Here is a 16,360-nt window from a genome sequence, read left to right on the forward strand (position 1 = left end):
TTGCGCCGACCACTGTCATCTTCTCTGCGCTTAACAACCCGGCCGACCACCCTCCCCCTGTTGAGCGCAACGCAGATGTCAGTGCCGTCGCCGGCCTCGGACCGTGCTCGCTCCCAGTGACCGTCGAAGGCTGCGAGGCGAAGGGCCATGGCCGCCGCTATGCGGGGCTTATCAGCGGCCAGAACCAGGCGAACGGGCACGAACCACGCGGGCTGGGTAGACCACTCCGAACAGGCGGATTGGTCTACCTTCTGACCTGCGACAACGTCACCAAGGGTGCGCGTGGGGCTCGGAAGCGGCCCTGTCGTGACTATCCGGGCGCGCGGTCACGGTGGGTGGCCACTGGCCGGATGCGGCAACCACCGTCCGAACCGGAGACGGGCGGTCTAGCGTGGCGGCCATGCGCTCACCCACCCCCCGCCAGTGGACCGGCATCGCCCTCGCCGTTGTGGTGCTGCCCGCGCTCACCGCCACCGCCTGGCCGCTGCTCGTCTTCCTCTGGAGCCTGCTCCCCGACACGCTGCCCTTGGGGCGGATCCTGCTGGGAGCGGCACTGACGGTCGCTCTGGTGGTGGCGGTCGTGCTGATCCGCGCCGAAACGCGCCGTCGAACTTCGTTCCGGCTGTGGTGGCTGATCCTCGCCGCGTGGGCGGTGGCCATCGGGTCCGTGGCCGGGATGGTGGTGCTCATCTGGCTCGTCCTGGGCACCCCAGGACTCGACCTTCCCCGCGACCTGTCCCCCCGTGCCTTGGACGCGATCGCGACCCGGGCCTTCGCCGTCGTCGCGGGCTTGGGCGGTGTAGCCCTTCTGGTAATCCACTACCGGCGTCAGCGTACGACCGAGGCCGATGCCGAACGAGCCGAACGGGCAGCGGAACTTGAGGTCACCAAGCTGTTCAACGAGCGCTTCACCGCCGCCTACACCGAACTGGGCAGCGAGCACGCCGCCGTGCGCCTGGGCGCCGTCCACGCCCTGGCCCACCTAGCCGACGACGCACCCTCCGAAGAGGAGGTGCAGATGGTCATCGACGTGCTCTGCGCCTACCTGCGCGTGCCCTACACACCCCGCCCTGATGAGCCTTCCGGACAACCCACCCAACCTGTCCTGCCAGCGGCATCTCCGACCACAGCCGTCGACCTCAGCCGACTCAGCAGCACCGAACACGACGAGACCCAACGCGAGAAACAACAGGCGGCCCAGGAAGAACACCGAAGGCAGGTTCTGGAGTTCGAGTCGTTCCAGCAGGTCCGCCACACCATCATCCGCGTCATCGGCAACCACCTACGCGAGCCCACCCGCTGGCGCGGCAAGAACTACGACTTCACTGGTGTGGTGTTCGACGGTGGCGACTTCAGCCATGCCTGCTTCTCCGGAGGCACCGTCCGATTCGACCACGCCCGCTTCCCTGGCGGGGACGTGCGCTTCTTCAACACGCAGTTCGTCGGCGCCGACGTGATCTTCCAATACGTTCGCTTCTCCGGCGGACGGGTGTACTTCACTGGTTCCAACTTCTCCAGCGGCACCGTGACCTTCCGCGCCGCGCGGTTCTCCGACGGCCTTGTGCACTTCAGTCACGTCAAGTTCTCCGGAGCTAACGTGCACTTCTATGCAGAGTTTTCCGGCGGAGGGGTGTACTTCAGCGAAGCCTGTTTCACGGGAGATGCCGTGGACTTCCGCCTCGCCGAGTTTTCCGGAGCAGAAGTGGTGTTTGCCACCAGCGAGCTAGGTGGAGCTGCGACGGGAGACTGTCCTATAGGGCTGGTGAAGTCAGCGGCAGCGGTCAAGCGTGTGCGCCTGCCGCAAGCATGGCTTGAGGCAGGTGATCGGGATGATCTTGCCCCTCCCCTGAAGGGCCACGCCTGGTAGCGCTCCGCTACTGACATCTTCGTGGCCGCCCCCACTGTCATCTTCACGGCCGTCAACACCGCACGCGTCTGGTGAGCCGCACCTGCGGATGGTGCGGCGACCCCGTCCCCTACAGCGGGAAAGGCCGGCCACCCCAGTACTGCGGCAAGGCCCACCGGAACCGGGCGTGGGAGGTCCGCTCCGCCCAGGCCCGCCAGGAGCGCGACCGGGCCGCGGGGACCGCCCGACCCGAGGGCGAACCCGTCCGCGAGGTCGTGCGGGAGACCGTGACGCGCAGCGCCCGCATCGAGGTCCCCGCCCCCGGCCGGGTGCGCACCGTCCAGGTCGAGGTGCCGGTCGAGGTGGAGCGGCCGGTGCGGCTGGAATCGGCGGCAGAGGTGTGTGCGGTGCTGCACGCGGTGGAGACAGCAGTACGCCAGGGGCGCTTCCCCGAGGACGGCCTCGACCACGTCCTGCGCCGGGCCGTCGCGCTGACCGAGGCGATCCAGGACTACCGGGGCTGGGAGGACTGATCCGCCCGGGATATACGTCCCGGGAGAAACTGGGGTGACCAGCAGTGCCACGGTTTGATTGACCTTGGTGCCTAGGCGTGATTGACCTGGATGCATGGAGTGTGAATGCTCTGCGTGGTCTGCTGGGTGGCTGTGTGCTGCCTGGTAGGTCCTGCCTTGGCTGTGCGTCCTGGGTGCCTGGGAGAGGTCCCTCGGAAGTAATGCACGGGCGTGTGGTCGGGTGGTCGGTGTTGTTCAGAAGGGGAGATGTCGGCGTCGGCAAGGTGTCGGCAAGGGGGTCTGACCGGGAAAGACGAGACCGGTGGCAGAGGGTGAGTCAAGCCGCGTGTCTAGCGTGGGGTCTAGCGCCGGGACCAGTGCGGGGTCTAGTGCCGGGTCTAGCGTGGGGTCCACTCCCCCCACACCGCCCACAGTCGGTCACGACACCCGCGAGCATGTTCGTGACCTGTAGTGATACGCCTCGCACGCGTGCTACGAGTGCGAGACGTAGCACGGCTAAGTCGGCAAACCGCCCGCGCGGCCGCGCGGGCGGTGGCAGGCTCGGGTCCATGAGCGAGACGACCCCCTCCGCCGCGGTTCCGGTGCGCCTGATCGGCGGGCCCGAGGACTGGCACGGCGCGACCCTGTCCACCCACACCGCACAGGAGCTGGCGGGCCCCCGCGAGGATCTGGGCACCTACCTGATCAGCTCCCACGTTCCCCAGGACCACCCCGACCCGGGGGCGCGTGCGGTGTATGAGCCCGATGCTGAGCCCGGCCGGGCTGATGTGTGGTTCTTCCGGGGGTGGGTGCCCCTCGCGCCGGTGGACGCCGAGTCCCGCTCCCCGGAGCGCGAGGTGGAGCTGGAGGTGCACGTCGACGACGACGGGCTCCCGGTGGCCATCGTCGCCCGGGAGGTGCCCGACGACGTGATCCGGGTGGTGCGCGTCCTGGCCCACTGGCAGGCCTCCGGGCAGGACCAGCTGGCGCCGGAGGGCGTGTGGCACGTGGCCACCCGCGACGGCGACTGGTACCTGGCATCCCACCTGGGGGACCGGTGGACCGGCGGGCCCCTGCCCGTCCTCCAGGACCAGGAGCGCGGCGGCGATCTCTTCGCGTGAGAGGCCAAGGGCCCCGGCACCCTTGGGTGTCGGGGCTTCACCGTGACTTTGACCTGTAGTGATACGCGTATCACGCGTGCTATCCGTGCTATGCGTCGCACGGGTGCTATGTGTGCGAGACGTGCGAGGTCTACCCTCGCGGGATGGACATCTACGACCTGATCAACCAGAAGGGCGGGGTCGGCAAGACGGCCCTGACCATCGGCCTGGGCGGCGCCCTGGCCGACGCCGGGGAGCGCGTGCTCCTGGTCGACCTCGACCCCCAGGGCCACCTGACCGACGCGCTCGGGGTCCCCGAGTCACCCGAGGACGCGACCCTGTCCCAGGCCATCCTGGGCGAGTACGAGGGCCACCCGCGCGACCTCGTGGTCGCCTACCGCGAACGCCTGCACGTGCTGCCCACCGCGCTGGACATGTTCCTGCTCGACCGCGGCCTGTACATGTCCAGCGGCCGCGAACACCGGCTCAAGAACGTCCTGCAGCACCTGGAGGACGACTACGACGTGTGCCTCATCGACTGCCCGCCCTCCCTGGGCGCCACCACCGACGCCGCGCTCATCGCGGCCCGACGCCGCCCCGGCCATGGGGGCGGACTCCTGGTTCCCGTGGAAGCGGAGGACTCCTCGATCCGCGCCCTGCGGCTGCTGCTGCGCCAGATCGGCACCCTGAGCCAGGTCATGGACGTGGACATCGACGTCCTGGGCCTGGTCCCCTCCAGGTTCGACGTGCGCGACGGCACCATGGTCACCAGCGTCCTGGAGGCGTTCCGGAACCTGGGCAGCCCGCCCGTGATCGGGGAGATCCGCAAGCGCAAGGAAGTGCGGGAGGCCTGGCGGGCCAAGGTGCCGGTGACCGAGTACGCCCCCGACTCCGAGGTGGCCGGCTGGTACCGCGACCTGGCCAAGGCGGTGCGCGCATGAACGCGAAGCGCAAGGCCCCGCCCCTGCCGGACATGGGCGGGGTGAGCGACGACTGGGGCAAGATGACCGCGATGCGCCAGGACGAGCACGCCCAGGAGGAGAAGGAAGCGCCGGCACCCGTGGCCGAGGCCGCTTCCCCGGCCCGGCCTGAGCCGAAGGCGGCCGCGGCCACGGAGATGACGCGGCGCAGCTGGTACGCCAGCGCGGACGCGGTGGAGGAGCTGGCCCGGGTCGTGGACGACATCCACCACACCACCCGCGCGCCCAAGCACGAGGTCGTCTCCGAGCTGTTCCGGGCGGCCGTGGCCGCCGCACCCCGGGTGGAGAAGAAGCTCTCCACATAGCCGTGATACGCGTGCGAGGCGTAGCACCCGTGCGAGGGATAGCACGGGTGCTACGCGTATCACGAGTGTTCGCCGGGGAGTGTGGCCATCCTGTTGGCCATGGCCAGGACACCGTGGCCGGGGCGGTTGGCCATGGCCAAGGCCTGTCCGGCGGGGGCGGGGGCCGTGGCCACCGGCGTCGTCATCGTGACGACGTTGTCGTCATGGCGACGACGGATTCGTCGTCATGGTGACGACAATGTCGTCGCCGCGACGACGCGGGCGGCGGCGTGGCCAGCACCCGCCGAGTGCGCCTCGCACGCCTGCTACGGGTGATACGCGTGCGAGAAGTAGCACTCGTGCTACGCGTATCACGCCTGTTCGTGTGGGTGTGGACATCCCAGTGGTCATGGCCACAGCGCCCTGGCCATCGGTGGCCAAGAGGCGGCGGTCCGGCGGGCGCGGCCTCGGGGCGCCCGTGCGCTCCGGGCGGTGTCCGGGGTTCGATGGCCACCGCGGCCGGAGCGGCTGGCCATGGCCAAGGCCTGTCCGGCGGGGGCGGGTGGACATGGCCAGAGGCGTCATCACCACGATGACGCGGCGAGGTGGCGTGGCCAAGCGCCGCCCCCTCGTGTCCGGGGTGCGGTGGCCACGGCGCTCGTGGTGTGCGTCAGCTTTGGGGTGACGACCTTGTGGGGCGACCGGACGCCCGGCGCTTGGCGCGGGTGTGCGCGGACTGCTTGGTGATGCCCAGGACGGCGCCGATGCGCGCCCAGGAGGCCCCGGCGGCGTGCGCCCGGGTCAGCGCCGCGTCCTCCAGGCGGTCCAGGTCGGCGCGCATCTGCCCGAGCAGGGCGAGCACGGCCAGATGGCCGGCGGCGTCCAGGTGCTCGTCGGCGGTGGCGGCGACAAGTTCGGCGACAAGTTCGGCGGCCGGGGCGGTGGCCAGGCGGTCGCGCCAGTCCAGGGCGGCCTGACCCTTGGCGTACCGGGAGGTCAGGTACTCGGCCGGGCCCATCACCAGCGGGTCCCCGTCTCCCTCGCCTGCGGCGTCGGCGCTGGGCTGACGCAGCAGGTGGGCCACGCCGCCACGCGCGGCCGCGGCGATCTCGCTCGGGTCCGGGTGCTGCTGGCCCAGGTGGTCCAGGAGGGCGTCGGCCAGTGCGCCGGTTCGGCCGTCGGTGGCGTGCGGGTCGGTGCGTGCGGCCAAGTGCACGGTCAGGGCGTTCTGCAGGGTCCACCGGTCGCGGCGGCCGACCTTCCCCAGGTCCCCCGACAGCGACAGCTCGATCGCGGCGACGGCCAGGGCGCGGTGGGTGTAGGAGCGCCGCAGGTCTATCGCCTCCCCGACGGGAAGGCGCTCGCGCACCGTGTCGTCGGTGGGCCCGTCCGTCCAGGCCAGGGTCCACTCGCGGTAGGAGGTGTCGTACTCGGCGTGGGCGCGGCAGCCGGGGTGTTCCGTGGACAGGTCGGCTGCCAGACGGCGCAGGGCGTGCGATCGGCTCATAGGCGTCAGCCTAAGGCTGACGCCATGAGTTTGTCAGTCTAAGACTGACATCCTGGTGGGTGCCGTTTAGGTAGCGCCCGATCCTGTTCGGATGCCCCTCGCGCCCCCGGCGCCCGCCGCCGGGGCCCCGTTTTCCTAAACGTCACGCCTGATAAGTGAACCTTATCGGTGGTGAGGCAACCGGGGTTGACGACTTCGGGCACGAGAGAGCCCCCGGGCAACGGCGCGTTGCGCAGGGGCCTCCGTGATCCGGCCGTGACCTCGGGCGGGGGTCTACCGCCAACGGCTGTAGCAATCCTCGCCCCGATGTCAGTCCTCGTCCTTGGCCGGGGGCTGCTCGGTGCGCTCGGGCTCCGGCGCCGGGACGGGCTCGCTGGTCTCGCGCGGCTCACCGGTAGACCGGCCGCCTATCCCAATGCCGCCCTTGGCGGTGGGGGCGAAGGCGAGGGGCGGGGTAGGGGGTGTGAACACGGGTGCTCCTTCCCGGGGCGCCGTGGTGCGCCCGCTCCCTGAGCATGCACTGGCCCCGGCCGCGCCGTGTCCGGCAACGGCCACTCGGCAGGAGCTACTCGCCGGTCACATGTCCTGTTGCCGGGCGTTCGGGAGCAGCAGGCCAAGCCGGAAGAACACCGACTACTCGATTACCGGCCCCCGCCAGATTCACCCCCTACGGATCCAGTGAGCGGGGTAGGTTTCTCCTATCTATTCCGGATCGGAGCCCCGTGTGTTGAAGGCCTTCGCGTCCATGTTCAACCTGTCCGGACGCACCCCCCCCTATGTGCCTCCGCCGCGCCACACCCCCCGCCCCCAGGACCCCGACCTGGAATGGGACGCCCTACCTGAGCACGTGCGTGAAGCGGTGATCGCTCGGCGGCGGGCCTGGCTATTCCAGGCCGGGATGCAAGACCAGACCACAGACAAGCCACGGGCGACCACGTCGCCCCCTCAGGTGAAGAGCGAGGGGCCCCGACTTAGCCGTAATCAACTCACTACCCTGATCGCTTTTTCGCCCATATTCATCGCACTGATCACGGTCACCTTCATGCTGAGGGACGCGGGGATGATATCGATCGGGCTCTTGTTGATGCTGGGGCTGGGCTTTTCCATCTGGGCTCTGGCTACGGGGTTCTTGCTGGCCGTGGCCAACGGCAAACGTAGACAGGATCGACGCGGCCGTCCCTACCGGCACCTCTCTAGGGACTTTACTAAGCCCCCCGCCCCTGACCCCGTCATAGCTCCCGGGCGCGCCTATTCACCGGGCTTCAAAATCCATGACCGGGATGAGGTCCCCCGTGACTGATCTGGCTTCCGCTTCGAACGGGTCCCCCGATGAGCCACAGGACAGTCCCAGGCAGGACACGACCGCGTCCTCACTGAGAAGGCTGCCCTCTGGCATGGATGCCGAGCTGCGCCGTCTGGAGTACACCCACGAGTTGGACGTGGAGGACCGGCGCCTCAAGGAGAAGTATATGGAGATGGAGGATCGACGCGTCACCCGTGGACAGTGGATGAGTTTCACCATCTCATTGCTGATTCTCGGTGTGCTGTTCGCAGCGGTAATGACCGGCGCCCATGCGGCCGCCGCCGTCCTGGCCGGAAGCGCCATCACGGTGGGTGTCGGATCCTTCGTCTACAACAACCGTCACGAACCCAGCGCACAGCCCCAGCCTCAGCCTCAGGGTCAAAAAACGGCTGCTCCGATCCCCGAGGCCGTGACCTGACCCTGCACACCATCGAGCCCTCGCAACCCTCGGTTGCGGTGGCTTCCGAATGGCGGTCGCCGCGGCCCCGTGCGGTCTCGGCCGGGGCGGGCTGCCCCTGGATGTAGAGGGCTCGGGCCCACTCCGGGGGTGAACCAAGTACGGCCGGAAGGGGTAATGCGCTTTCATCCGATGAAGGATTCCTTCGTCTGATGAAGTCCAGCGCCGCGAAGGGCGGTGCTGACCGCACTGATAAGAGCAGTTACCAGCGGCCAGAACCAGGCAATACCGGAACGAACCACACCGAATCGCTAGACCACTCCGAGCGGCCGGATTGGTCTACCTCCTGACCTGCGGGAACGTCAGTCCATTGCCGCTTTCCGGCGTACTTGGTTCGCCCCCCGGTTCCGCCCCAGTGCCGCGGCCGCCGATCCTCCCCGGGGTGCCGGCACTTCCGTGGGCGTCGCGACGCCGACCTTCTGACCGACATCTACCGATCCAAGCCACACCTGAAGGACATCGACTGCCCACACTCCGAGGCACTAGACCCAATGCCACCCCGAGCCACCATCCAGGAGCCACGCACCTAGGCATCTTGATCACCAGACGATTAAACCTAGGCACTATGCCGATCACACCGTGGCACCACTCATGCCCGTGTTGTCGTCCGGGACGTATATCCCGGGTGCTCAGTCCTCCCAGATCCGAGCGTCCTGAATCACCTCGGTCAGCGCGATGGTCCTGCGGAGCACGTGGTCCAGGCCCCCCACGGGGAAGCGGCCCTCGCGCACCGCTGTCTCCACCGCGTGCAACACAGCGCACACCTCGGCCGCTGACTCCAGCCGTACCGGCCGCTCCACCTCCACTGGCACTTCGACCTGGACGGTGCGCACCCGGCCGTGCGCGGGGACGGGCACCTCAATGCGGGCGCTCCTGGTCGCGGTGCGCGTCACGGTCTCCCGGATCACCTCGCGGACGGGTTCGTCCTCGAGGCGGGCGGACCCGTCCGCTCGGTCGCGCTCTTGGCGGGCTGCCGCGCTGCGCACCTCCCACGCCCGGTTCCGGTGCGCCTTGCCGCAGTAGCGGGGCGGGCGGCCGCGGCCGGAGTAGGACACCTCTGAGCCGCACCAGTCGCAGGTGCGACTCAGCAGTCGCGTGCGGGTGGTCTGCGTGACGCGCGGCGTGCCGACGTAGGGGCGCCCCTCGGGGTCGGTGTCGGGCAACTGGAGGCCGTCGTGGTGGTGTTCGTCGTCCATGGCGGCACCGTACCGACCCACACCCTCTTGCGTCCCGGACGTATCCGGCATCACTAGTAGTGCCACGGTGTGTGGAGAGTCGATGCTGACGCCCCGGGGGCAGGGTGGTCCTCGGTGGCTGATCAGTTAGGTTCGTTCATATCGGGCTCTTGGTGTGGATCTTCGGTCGATTTGGCCGTGGCCTTGTGCTTGGGAGGTGTCTCCCATGCCTGGGGGATGAGCAGGGTTCGAGGCATCGCGTGCACCTTGGCCTCCAGGAGGCCATCGGGGCACGCCCCTCGATCTCGTCGGAACTGTGCCAGGTCACCCGCGAACCCACCCCAACCGAAGTCCACCTGCCCGCTGGTGAACTCGGCCTCGGTGAAGTCCACCTGCCCGCTGGTGAACTCGGCCTCGGTGAAGTCCACCCTTCCGCCCTTGAACTCGGCCCCCCGGAAGTGCGCCTGCCCGTCGGTGAAGCGAGTTCCGCGGTAGGACACCGTCCCGTCGGCGAACTCGGAATCGACGAAGCCCACCTTCCCGCCAGCGAAGCGGGCCGCATCGAAGTGCACCTGCGCGCCAGCGAAGCGGGATCTAAGGTAGAACACTTTTCCGCCAGCGAAGCGGGCCCCGGAGAAGAGCACCTGCCCGCCGGTGAACTCGGCATCCTGGAAGGAGACCAACCCACCGGTGAAGCGGCCCCTGTTGAAGAACACCCGTCCGCCGGTGAACTCAGCCTTGTAGAAGGACACCTGCCCGCCGGTGAAGCGGGCCTCGTAAAAGTCCACATCTCCGCTGGTGAAGTGGGCCTCGTTGAAGAGCACCTGCCCGCCGGTGAACTCGGCATCCTGGAAGGAGACCAACCCACCGGTGAAGTGGGCCCCGGTCAGGTTGCCACCGTCGAAGACGGCGCCTGTGAAGTCGTAGTCCTTGCCACGCCAGCGGGTGGGCTCACGCAGGTGGTTGCCGATGATGCGAATGATGGTGTGGCGCACTTCCCGGAACGAGGCGACCTCCAGCTCACGCACACGGTGTTCCTCGCATCGAGCCTTGCTGGCGTTCTTGGGCAGCGCCTCAGGGGCAGGGGTGTAGGGCATGCGCAGGTAGGCGCAGAGCACGTCGATGACCATCTGCACCAGGTCCTCGCGGCCTTCGGGCGCTTCGTCGGCCAACCGGGCCAGGGCGTGGATCCCGGCCAGGCGCACGGCTGCGTGATCGCTGCCCAGTTTGTCGCTAGCGCTGTCAAAGCTGTCGGTGAACAGCTTGGTGACTTCGCGCTGTTCGCCGTTCTCTGTGGTGCGTTGGCGTCGGTAGGCGATGACCAGTAGTGCCACACCACCCAACCCGGCCACGATCGCGAACGCGCGGGTCGCGATCGCGTCCAGGTGCTTGGGGGCGAGGTTCTCGAGCTGCTGCCAGTTGGGGGCGCCCAGCAGCAGCCAGGCCAGGGCGGTCAGGGCCGTGACCGCTCCTGCGGCCACCGTCCAGGCGGCCAGGATCAGCCAGATGAGTCGCCTCGGCGAGGTGCGTTTCTTCTTCGCACCGGCCACGCCGGCGGCCAGGAGTACAGTGCACACCCCCAGAGCGGCCAGGCGCCAAGCCTGGCCGGGAGTGAAGCCGAGCAGGTCCCATGCCGTTACAGCTAGAGGCCACAACGCCACCAAGCCCCCAAGTCCGCCGAGGATGATGGCGGTCCAGGACAGGTCGCTTCGGCGTTTGGCAAGGTGTTCCCGCAGCTGTTCGGCTCGCTTCCGCCACGGGAGGGTGTCGGCAGGTGGGGAGGGTGCGGCGGCCATGGTGTGACCGTAGCCAGTTGCATGGAGGGTGTGGACGTCTGACCGAATATGGCCACCCCTGCCTCAACCCCCGTCGTCTAGCCATGCCAGCAGGCGGATCCCCCAGCCCCGGTCAGCAACAGTGCGGCCTCCGCCTAATCGCCGAGGTCTTTTCCGAGGGAAATCCTCGCGTGCGCGAGGAGCAAGTTAATAACGCAGCAGAACTGCGTGCCCCATCGGGTGCAATCCCACAATAATGCAACCCAGAATGACAACCGACTGCCATCGGGTTGCATTCTGGGAAGCAAGAAGTGGAATTCTAAGCTTTGCCTACCACCCCCAGAGCCACTCGAACAACCTGGAAGCAACCTGTCTGAAGAGCGCAGATAGCGCCAGGGGGACCACGAACAGACCGATGCGACGCCAGTCGCTCCTGCGCTTGGGCATGGGCTGCCCCTCCGATCATTGATCACAGTATGCGTCGGATAGCCAGAGTCAAAAAGAGAGTAGCGCACCACCCTGCAATGGATGTGCCCAAGCAGATCAGTCCATGTTTTTCAGGAAAAGAGGAGGCCATTCTATTTAATAAAACAGCCGCACTTCGTGCTCCATCGTTGGAAGCCCATGGGATTCCAACAACATGGGCCTGACCTGCGAAGACGCCTCACTCCCCCAGTTCTCATGTGCCTTGCGTCACATGCCGATCTCGGAGTGGCCAAACTCGAGGCTTTCCCTGCACACGACGGCGGCGGCCACCAGGATGGACCCATGACAAACACCTTCTCGACAGACGCCACCGTGACCGTGCGCCTCGTGGGAGGCCATCCTCAGTGGGACGGCGAGACCCTCACCTACTCCCGCGCCTCCGTCCACGGCGTTCCTCTGGGCGACGTGGGCGCGCTGCTGATGATCCCGGACGGGTCCTACCCCGACCATCTCTCCATGCAGGAGGGGGTCGACTGGCGGGCTCACTACGCCCCCGACGCGGACGACACCCGCGAGACGTGGACCTTCCAGGGATGGATTCCCAGCTGAAACCGCACACCGTTCCACCGGACCACCAATACACCGGTGTAACTGCACGCCGGTAAGCCGGTGTACTGGTGGATCGGTAGACCGGTGTGCGGGATACTCCACGACATGAGCGATGAACCGAAGATCTACACGGTCGCCAGCTACAAGGGCGGCGTCGGCAAGACCACGATCGCCAGCGAGCTGGCCTACGCCCTGGGCGCCGTCCTGGTGGACCTGGACTGGGACCGCGGCAACGCCACCCGCGCGTGGGGGTACCGCACCGAGGAGCGCTCCAACGCGCCGCTGCTGGACGCCATCGAGGCCGGACGCACCCCCCGCCCGCGCAAGGGTGTGCGCAAAGCGGACCTAGTCCCCTGCCATGAGGACTTCGTGGACATGCAGCCCGCACCCGATGCCATGGCGGCGCTGATCGAGCGGTGGGCCAAGGAATGGGGCCGCGACGTCGTGGTCGACACCCACCCCGGCGGCAGCCCCTCGACCCTGGGAGCGATGGCGGCCGCGCACCGCATCGTGGTGCCGGCGCCCTTCGGAGAGAAGGAGCACGAAGCCCTGGAAGGGATGGTGCAACAGCTGGCCGACTACCCGCTGATGGTCATCCCCTCCCGGGTGCCGCCGGTGCCACCGGCCCGCGACATCGACCGCCTGCGTCGCATCACCCAGGCCGCGAACGTTCCGGTCGGCCCGCCGGTGTCGCACTACGTGTGGCTGCCCCGCCGCTCCCGGCGCATGGCGGTCAGCGCAGCGCCGGTCTCCAAGCAGGGGCGGCCCTTCGCTGACGAGATCGCCGCGGTCGCCCAGGCGGTGGCCCAGTGAGCAACGGCCTGGACGACCTGTCCAACCGGCGCCGGCGGGGCCGCACGGCTCCACCGCCCAAGCACCCGCGGTCCGAGCAGCCCCCGCTCCCCGAGACCGAACCCGTCCCCGATTCGGCACCGGAGCCTGTGGTCGAGCCCGCCCGGCAGCCCCGGTCTAAGGCACCCGCGCCCGCCCTCCGCCAGGACCCTGGGCGCAGCGATGCCACCCGGGCCAAGCGGGCCCCGTCCGTTGAGGCGTACCTGGACGAGCCCCTCATGGACTGGCTCTGGCAGGTCGAGGCGGAAGCGGTGGGGCAGCGCATGCGCTCCGTCAACAGCCCCGTCGTGCGCCTGGCCCTACGCCGCCTCCAGGAGCAGATGAGCCCGGCCGAGGTCGTCCAGGCCCTCCGGGAGAACAAGCCCGCTCCCACGGGGAAGCCAGGGCGCCCGCGCCGTTGACACCGGTCAACCGGCACATAGATACACCGGTGTATTGGTGGAACTGCATACCGACATACCGGTGCTTGCAGGGCTGTGACCTGAGGCGTGGCCCGCGCCGCAGTAGTGGTTCGGGGAAGCCGCCAGAGCCTGGAGACACAAGAGCCCCGCACAACGGTTGGCACATTCCAAAGGTCGTTGCGCGGGGCTTTTCCATGCCGGTCCTCGAGGCACCTACTACGGGTTCACATGCCCGTGACGGTCACCGCTTGGTGCCAGCCTGGCTGAGCAAGTGCTTGATCCACTGCTCGTCTACGAGAGCCAGCCGCCCCTCATGCTCATCCCGCAGGTTCTGTAGGTTGCGGGCATAGCGCTTGATGTCTCGACGGTCCCCGCGGTTCAACGCCTCGTCGAGCAGCAGCGCCGAACTTTGGAGCTTGCCGGAAAGACGCTCCTCCGTCCGGGATTCCTGAGCCTTCCGGAAAGCCGGCTTCGGCGTCGAAGGGCGCGGGCGAGTGGGCGTTGTGGCCCGACGTCGGACTGGGGGCCGCTGAACTCGGAGGTCCGACTCAAGAGAGGCCGCCCTCTCGCGTGGCACAACAGGTGCGGGTTCAGGCCTCTCCTGTACGACTGTTTGTGCCTGGGCCGGGACACGCCCGACCGCAACCGGAGCCTCGACAGGGTGAAGGGGGCGGTTCGGGGCAGGCACGTACCGTTCGGCACTGCCCCATCCCTCCTCGTTCGCTCCTGCGCGGAGGAAGACCTCCATGGTGGGAGCGGCGTTGCCGTGGTCCGCGAACCGGATCAGGCCGTAGGACACTCCGTACTTGTCCAAGAGCATCCGCACCAGGCTGTTGTCCTGGTGCACGAACCAGTCCCACTCGCGCGCCCGCGGGGCCTTGGCGTCCTGTAGGACCCTGTCGTCAGTCGCATCGCCCAGCACGATGCGGGTGTCCCTGGGGTCTCCGGGGGAGCTGATGTGCATGAAGCGAGCGTCGCACCCCCTGACGTTGTCGAAGAGGTTCATGTGCCCCTCAGCCAAGCCGCGTGCCTGCCGCCAAGGGCTGAGCGCGGACCAGGCGGCCAGCGGGTCGAAGTCGCGCCAGCCCCGGCGCCGCTCCGAGAGAGGGCAGTCCGCAGCTTTCGCGCCGCGGTGGAAGAAATGCGCGACCTTGTCCAGGGGGAAGCGGGCGGACAGCTGTCGGCCGCAGCCCCCCTGGTGCGTGCCGCACCAGTAGTGGGAGTCGGGGTCGTATTCGACTTTGGCCTGGTCGCGGTCGGTGGGCAGGTAGAAGGCCTTCTTGGAAGCTGCGGTGGGACCCACCACGGCCGTCTGGACCCGACGGGTGTCCTGTGCTGCGGCCGAGACCGAGCGGAAACTGGTCAAGCGAACTCCTCCTAGTAGGGGCGGGCAGCTTGTTCGATGCGGTGTTGCAGAGTGTCACGACCACCCAGGAACGAACCACTACATCTAGTGCCTTGCCCCTTTACTATGGACTACATCTAGGACAATCGGACTTGGGTTCAACGAAAGGCCAGCTCAAGAGGCGCGTCGTCTCACCCGACGTGATGCGCGCAGGTCCAGGTACGACCCGGTGGCTTTGATCAAGCCGGGTAACCGGTGAACCGTTACACAGATACACCGGTGTATTGGTGGATCGGCCCACCGGCACACCGGTGTGTATAGAGCTGCGAATGAGGTTCGGCGAAACCCGCTGCGGTACCGTCTTGCTCCCGCTACGGTGCGCGGCGTTCCCACCTCTGGTCGAAGAGGACTGCCGACGATCCTGTCCCGATACTCCCTAGACTGGCAATGCCGCAGGTCAGCGGATTCTACCCACTGACCTGGGTGTTGTTTCGATAGACGTGTTCGGGTATAAATTCAGGGGCGGAGGTCTTGCCGGACCCCCACCCCCAGAGAGTGGACTCGTGCCGCCTGCCAGCGAAGTCGAGTCACCCTGTTACTGAAGGCTCAGATGCGGCTCCTTAGAGGAACCCGCTACCTGGGCCTTCATTCATGAACCACTCAACGTGGTTCCAGAGTTTGGCCGATCCAGTCCAAATCAACTGGAGGAGCGCTGCGGTTTTCACCGCAGTAGCGATCTTGCTGGCGACCCTGCGCAGGAAGTTGGCCTTCTTCGGCTGGATGTCGTCCATCTTCGTTCTTCACCTCCTTTCCAAGGGTGCTGTCGCGCAGCCTGAACTGGCTGCTCACGTGGTAAACGTTGACCTCAGACCACCCAAGGGGGGCCAGAGGGGCCTTGATCCGCTGCTTCTCCACGGTGACGAGTCCTTCCCGTTCGAGTTCCTTGATGCCTCGCGCTGTGGTGTCGGCCGAGAAGCCGTACCACTCCTGCATCCGTTCCATTCGCAGTCCCTTCACACCAGCCGAGGGGCCGGCCAGCAGGACCAGCAGCATCGCCAGCCCAGGCAGAGCCAACCGATCGGCATAGCCTTCGAGCCAGAACCAATGAGGTAGCTGGAAGTAGGCGCTGCGGTCCCCGTCCTTGCCGGGGCGTGTGTACGCCTCTTCGCTTCCGTCCTCCCGAAGAAGTGTGGCCGTGATGGTTGGACTCTGCCCTTTGCGTCCTTTTCGGCTGCGGCCCAGGAGCTTGCGTTCCTCGAGACGCCCGAAGGCCTTCCAAACCGAGGCGCGGGCAGTGGTCTCCGATGCATGTTCGGTGAACCCGATCGCCCGAGCCCAGACGAGGCTGTCCCTGCTGGTTGCCCAACTGTCGTCGTTGTGACTGCTGGTCAGAGCGAGAGCAAACAGATACGTCAACAGTCCCCGGCGGTCCCTGCCGATGACGAAGGCCGCCAACGGACCCTCCCGTCGCGCGGCTCCGCGCGGAGCCTGAACGAAGGCTTTGCGCACAGGGGTGGCCTTGCGACGCGTGCCCCGCAGGAGAGCCTCCCGGGTCTCCAACGTTGATGCTTTCAGCATCGCGCCGATCTGCTCTCTCATGTCCGGGACCTTACGACATCTAGCAGGTCAAGCCAATCGCAGTAAAGATCCAGAAAAGTCGTTTCAGCGGTAGTAGTGTAGATAACCATGACAATGACACTGGAAGGACCTCTGACGAGAGCAGTGTCAACAGCTCGGGTTTCCCGAGGAACGATCCAGCGAAGCAGTTAGAGGTCGAAGGCACCTCTG

General features: G+C 67.4%; 16 protein-coding genes. 9 read left to right on the top strand and 7 right to left on the bottom strand.

What is annotated here, in order from left to right; all coding sequences use genetic code 11:
* The first annotated feature begins 400 nt into the window (after positions 1 to 400).
* From ACFWTE_RS11605 to ACFWTE_RS11625, 5 genes are all read left to right on the top strand, one after another.
* The gene (locus ACFWTE_RS11605; RefSeq protein WP_378779273.1) at positions 401 to 1,867 is read left to right on the top strand and encodes a pentapeptide repeat-containing protein; all 1,467 of its coding nucleotides are present in this window, start codon (positions 401 to 403) and stop codon (positions 1,865 to 1,867) included.
* A 71-nt stretch (positions 1,868 to 1,938) separates the two neighbouring features.
* Positions 1,939 to 2,379: a hypothetical protein gene (locus tag ACFWTE_RS11610; protein WP_378779274.1), complete on the top strand. Its 441-nt coding sequence runs from the start codon at positions 1,939 to 1,941 to the stop codon at positions 2,377 to 2,379.
* A 548-nt stretch (positions 2,380 to 2,927) separates the two neighbouring features.
* Positions 2,928 to 3,479, top strand: a complete 552-nt coding sequence (locus ACFWTE_RS11615) for a hypothetical protein (RefSeq protein ID WP_378779275.1) — start codon at positions 2,928 to 2,930, stop codon at positions 3,477 to 3,479.
* 143 nt (positions 3,480 to 3,622) lie between these two features.
* On the top strand, positions 3,623 to 4,399 hold the full coding sequence (locus tag ACFWTE_RS11620; protein ID WP_378779276.1) for a ParA family protein: 777 nt from the start codon (positions 3,623 to 3,625) through the stop codon (positions 4,397 to 4,399).
* Complete coding sequence (locus ACFWTE_RS11625) at positions 4,396 to 4,743, top strand: hypothetical protein (protein WP_378779277.1); 348 nt, start codon at positions 4,396 to 4,398, stop codon at positions 4,741 to 4,743. Before ACFWTE_RS11620 ends, ACFWTE_RS11625 begins: the two co-directional genes overlap by 4 nt.
* 59 nt (positions 4,744 to 4,802) lie before the next feature.
* Here the strand turns inward: ACFWTE_RS11625 and ACFWTE_RS11630 are convergent, their stop codons facing one another.
* The 3 genes from ACFWTE_RS11630 to ACFWTE_RS11640 all read right to left on the bottom strand — a co-directional run bounded on the left by ACFWTE_RS11630 (position 4,803) and on the right by ACFWTE_RS11640 (position 6,700).
* On the bottom strand, positions 4,803 to 4,928 hold the full coding sequence (locus ACFWTE_RS11630; RefSeq protein ID WP_378779278.1) for a hypothetical protein: 126 nt from the start codon (positions 4,926 to 4,928) through the stop codon (positions 4,803 to 4,805).
* A gap of 464 nt (positions 4,929 to 5,392) precedes the next feature.
* Positions 5,393 to 6,229, bottom strand: coding sequence for a hypothetical protein (locus ACFWTE_RS11635; RefSeq protein ID WP_378779279.1), 837 nt, complete (start codon positions 6,227 to 6,229; stop codon positions 5,393 to 5,395).
* Positions 6,230 to 6,538: 309 nt separating this feature from the next.
* Complete coding sequence (locus ACFWTE_RS11640; protein ID WP_378779280.1) at positions 6,539 to 6,700, bottom strand: hypothetical protein; 162 nt, start codon at positions 6,698 to 6,700, stop codon at positions 6,539 to 6,541.
* Positions 6,701 to 7,623: 923 nt separating this feature from the next.
* Between ACFWTE_RS11640 and ACFWTE_RS11645 the strand changes: the two genes are divergently transcribed.
* Complete coding sequence (locus ACFWTE_RS11645) at positions 7,624 to 7,950, top strand: hypothetical protein (RefSeq protein ID WP_378779281.1); 327 nt, start codon at positions 7,624 to 7,626, stop codon at positions 7,948 to 7,950.
* A gap of 668 nt (positions 7,951 to 8,618) precedes the next feature.
* Here the strand turns inward: ACFWTE_RS11645 and ACFWTE_RS11650 are convergent.
* Together ACFWTE_RS11650 and ACFWTE_RS11655 are read right to left on the bottom strand one after the other, a co-directional pair.
* Entirely contained in the window at positions 8,619 to 9,185 is a 567-nt protein-coding gene (locus ACFWTE_RS11650) for a hypothetical protein (protein WP_378779282.1), read from the bottom strand.
* Between the two features lie 122 nt (positions 9,186 to 9,307).
* Positions 9,308 to 10,960, bottom strand: a complete 1,653-nt coding sequence (locus ACFWTE_RS11655) for a pentapeptide repeat-containing protein (RefSeq protein WP_378779283.1) — start codon at positions 10,958 to 10,960, stop codon at positions 9,308 to 9,310.
* A gap of 747 nt (positions 10,961 to 11,707) precedes the next feature.
* Here ACFWTE_RS11655 and ACFWTE_RS11660 point away from each other — a divergent pair.
* The 3 genes from ACFWTE_RS11660 (at position 11,708) to ACFWTE_RS11670 (ending at position 13,227) form a co-directional block, all read left to right on the top strand.
* Positions 11,708 to 11,974: a hypothetical protein gene (locus ACFWTE_RS11660; protein ID WP_378779284.1), complete on the top strand. Its 267-nt coding sequence runs from the start codon at positions 11,708 to 11,710 to the stop codon at positions 11,972 to 11,974.
* Positions 11,975 to 12,079: 105 nt separating this feature from the next.
* A complete protein-coding gene (locus ACFWTE_RS11665) occupies positions 12,080 to 12,787 on the top strand; it encodes a ParA family protein (protein ID WP_378779285.1) in 708 nt (235 codons plus the stop codon).
* Positions 12,784 to 13,227, top strand: coding sequence for a hypothetical protein (locus ACFWTE_RS11670; protein WP_378779286.1), 444 nt, complete (start codon positions 12,784 to 12,786; stop codon positions 13,225 to 13,227). Before ACFWTE_RS11665 ends, ACFWTE_RS11670 begins: the two co-directional genes overlap by 4 nt.
* 241 nt (positions 13,228 to 13,468) lie before the next feature.
* On the opposite strand, the gene ACFWTE_RS11675 is transcribed toward ACFWTE_RS11670, so the two are convergent.
* Together ACFWTE_RS11675 and ACFWTE_RS11680 are read right to left on the bottom strand one after the other, a co-directional pair.
* On the bottom strand, positions 13,469 to 14,593 hold the full coding sequence (locus ACFWTE_RS11675; RefSeq protein ID WP_378779287.1) for a hypothetical protein: 1,125 nt from the start codon (positions 14,591 to 14,593) through the stop codon (positions 13,469 to 13,471).
* A gap of 639 nt (positions 14,594 to 15,232) precedes the next feature.
* Positions 15,233 to 16,171, bottom strand: coding sequence for a hypothetical protein (locus ACFWTE_RS11680; RefSeq protein WP_378779288.1), 939 nt, complete (start codon positions 16,169 to 16,171; stop codon positions 15,233 to 15,235).
* Between the last annotated feature and the right edge of the window lie 189 nt (positions 16,172 to 16,360).

This window comes from Nocardiopsis sp. NPDC058631 (assembly GCF_042716955.1).
Lineage (GTDB): Bacteria > Actinomycetota > Actinomycetes > Streptosporangiales > Streptosporangiaceae > Nocardiopsis.

Excerpts from the sequence above, each read along its gene's own strand:
- ACFWTE_RS11605 (WP_378779273.1), top strand. The coding sequence starts at position 401 with ATGCGCTCACCCACCCCCCGCCAGTGGACCGGCATCGCCCTCGCCGTT.
- ACFWTE_RS11615 (WP_378779275.1), top strand. The coding sequence starts at position 2,928 with ATGAGCGAGACGACCCCCTCCGCCGCGGTTCCGGTGCGCCTGATCGGC.
- ACFWTE_RS11620 (WP_378779276.1), top strand. The coding sequence starts at position 3,623 with ATGGACATCTACGACCTGATCAACCAGAAGGGCGGGGTCGGCAAGACG.
- ACFWTE_RS11625 (WP_378779277.1), top strand. The coding sequence starts at position 4,396 with ATGAACGCGAAGCGCAAGGCCCCGCCCCTGCCGGACATGGGCGGGGTG.
- ACFWTE_RS11630 (WP_378779278.1), bottom strand. The coding sequence starts at position 4,928 with ATGACGACGCCGGTGGCCACGGCCCCCGCCCCCGCCGGACAGGCCTTG.
- ACFWTE_RS11635 (WP_378779279.1), bottom strand. The coding sequence starts at position 6,229 with ATGAGCCGATCGCACGCCCTGCGCCGTCTGGCAGCCGACCTGTCCACG.
- ACFWTE_RS11645 (WP_378779281.1), top strand. The coding sequence starts at position 7,624 with ATGGATGCCGAGCTGCGCCGTCTGGAGTACACCCACGAGTTGGACGTG.
- ACFWTE_RS11650 (WP_378779282.1), bottom strand. The coding sequence starts at position 9,185 with ATGGACGACGAACACCACCACGACGGCCTCCAGTTGCCCGACACCGAC.
- ACFWTE_RS11655 (WP_378779283.1), bottom strand. The coding sequence starts at position 10,960 with ATGGCCGCCGCACCCTCCCCACCTGCCGACACCCTCCCGTGGCGGAAG.
- ACFWTE_RS11660 (WP_378779284.1), top strand. The coding sequence starts at position 11,708 with ATGACAAACACCTTCTCGACAGACGCCACCGTGACCGTGCGCCTCGTG.
- ACFWTE_RS11665 (WP_378779285.1), top strand. The coding sequence starts at position 12,080 with ATGAGCGATGAACCGAAGATCTACACGGTCGCCAGCTACAAGGGCGGC.
- ACFWTE_RS11680 (WP_378779288.1), bottom strand. The coding sequence starts at position 16,171 with ATGAGAGAGCAGATCGGCGCGATGCTGAAAGCATCAACGTTGGAGACC.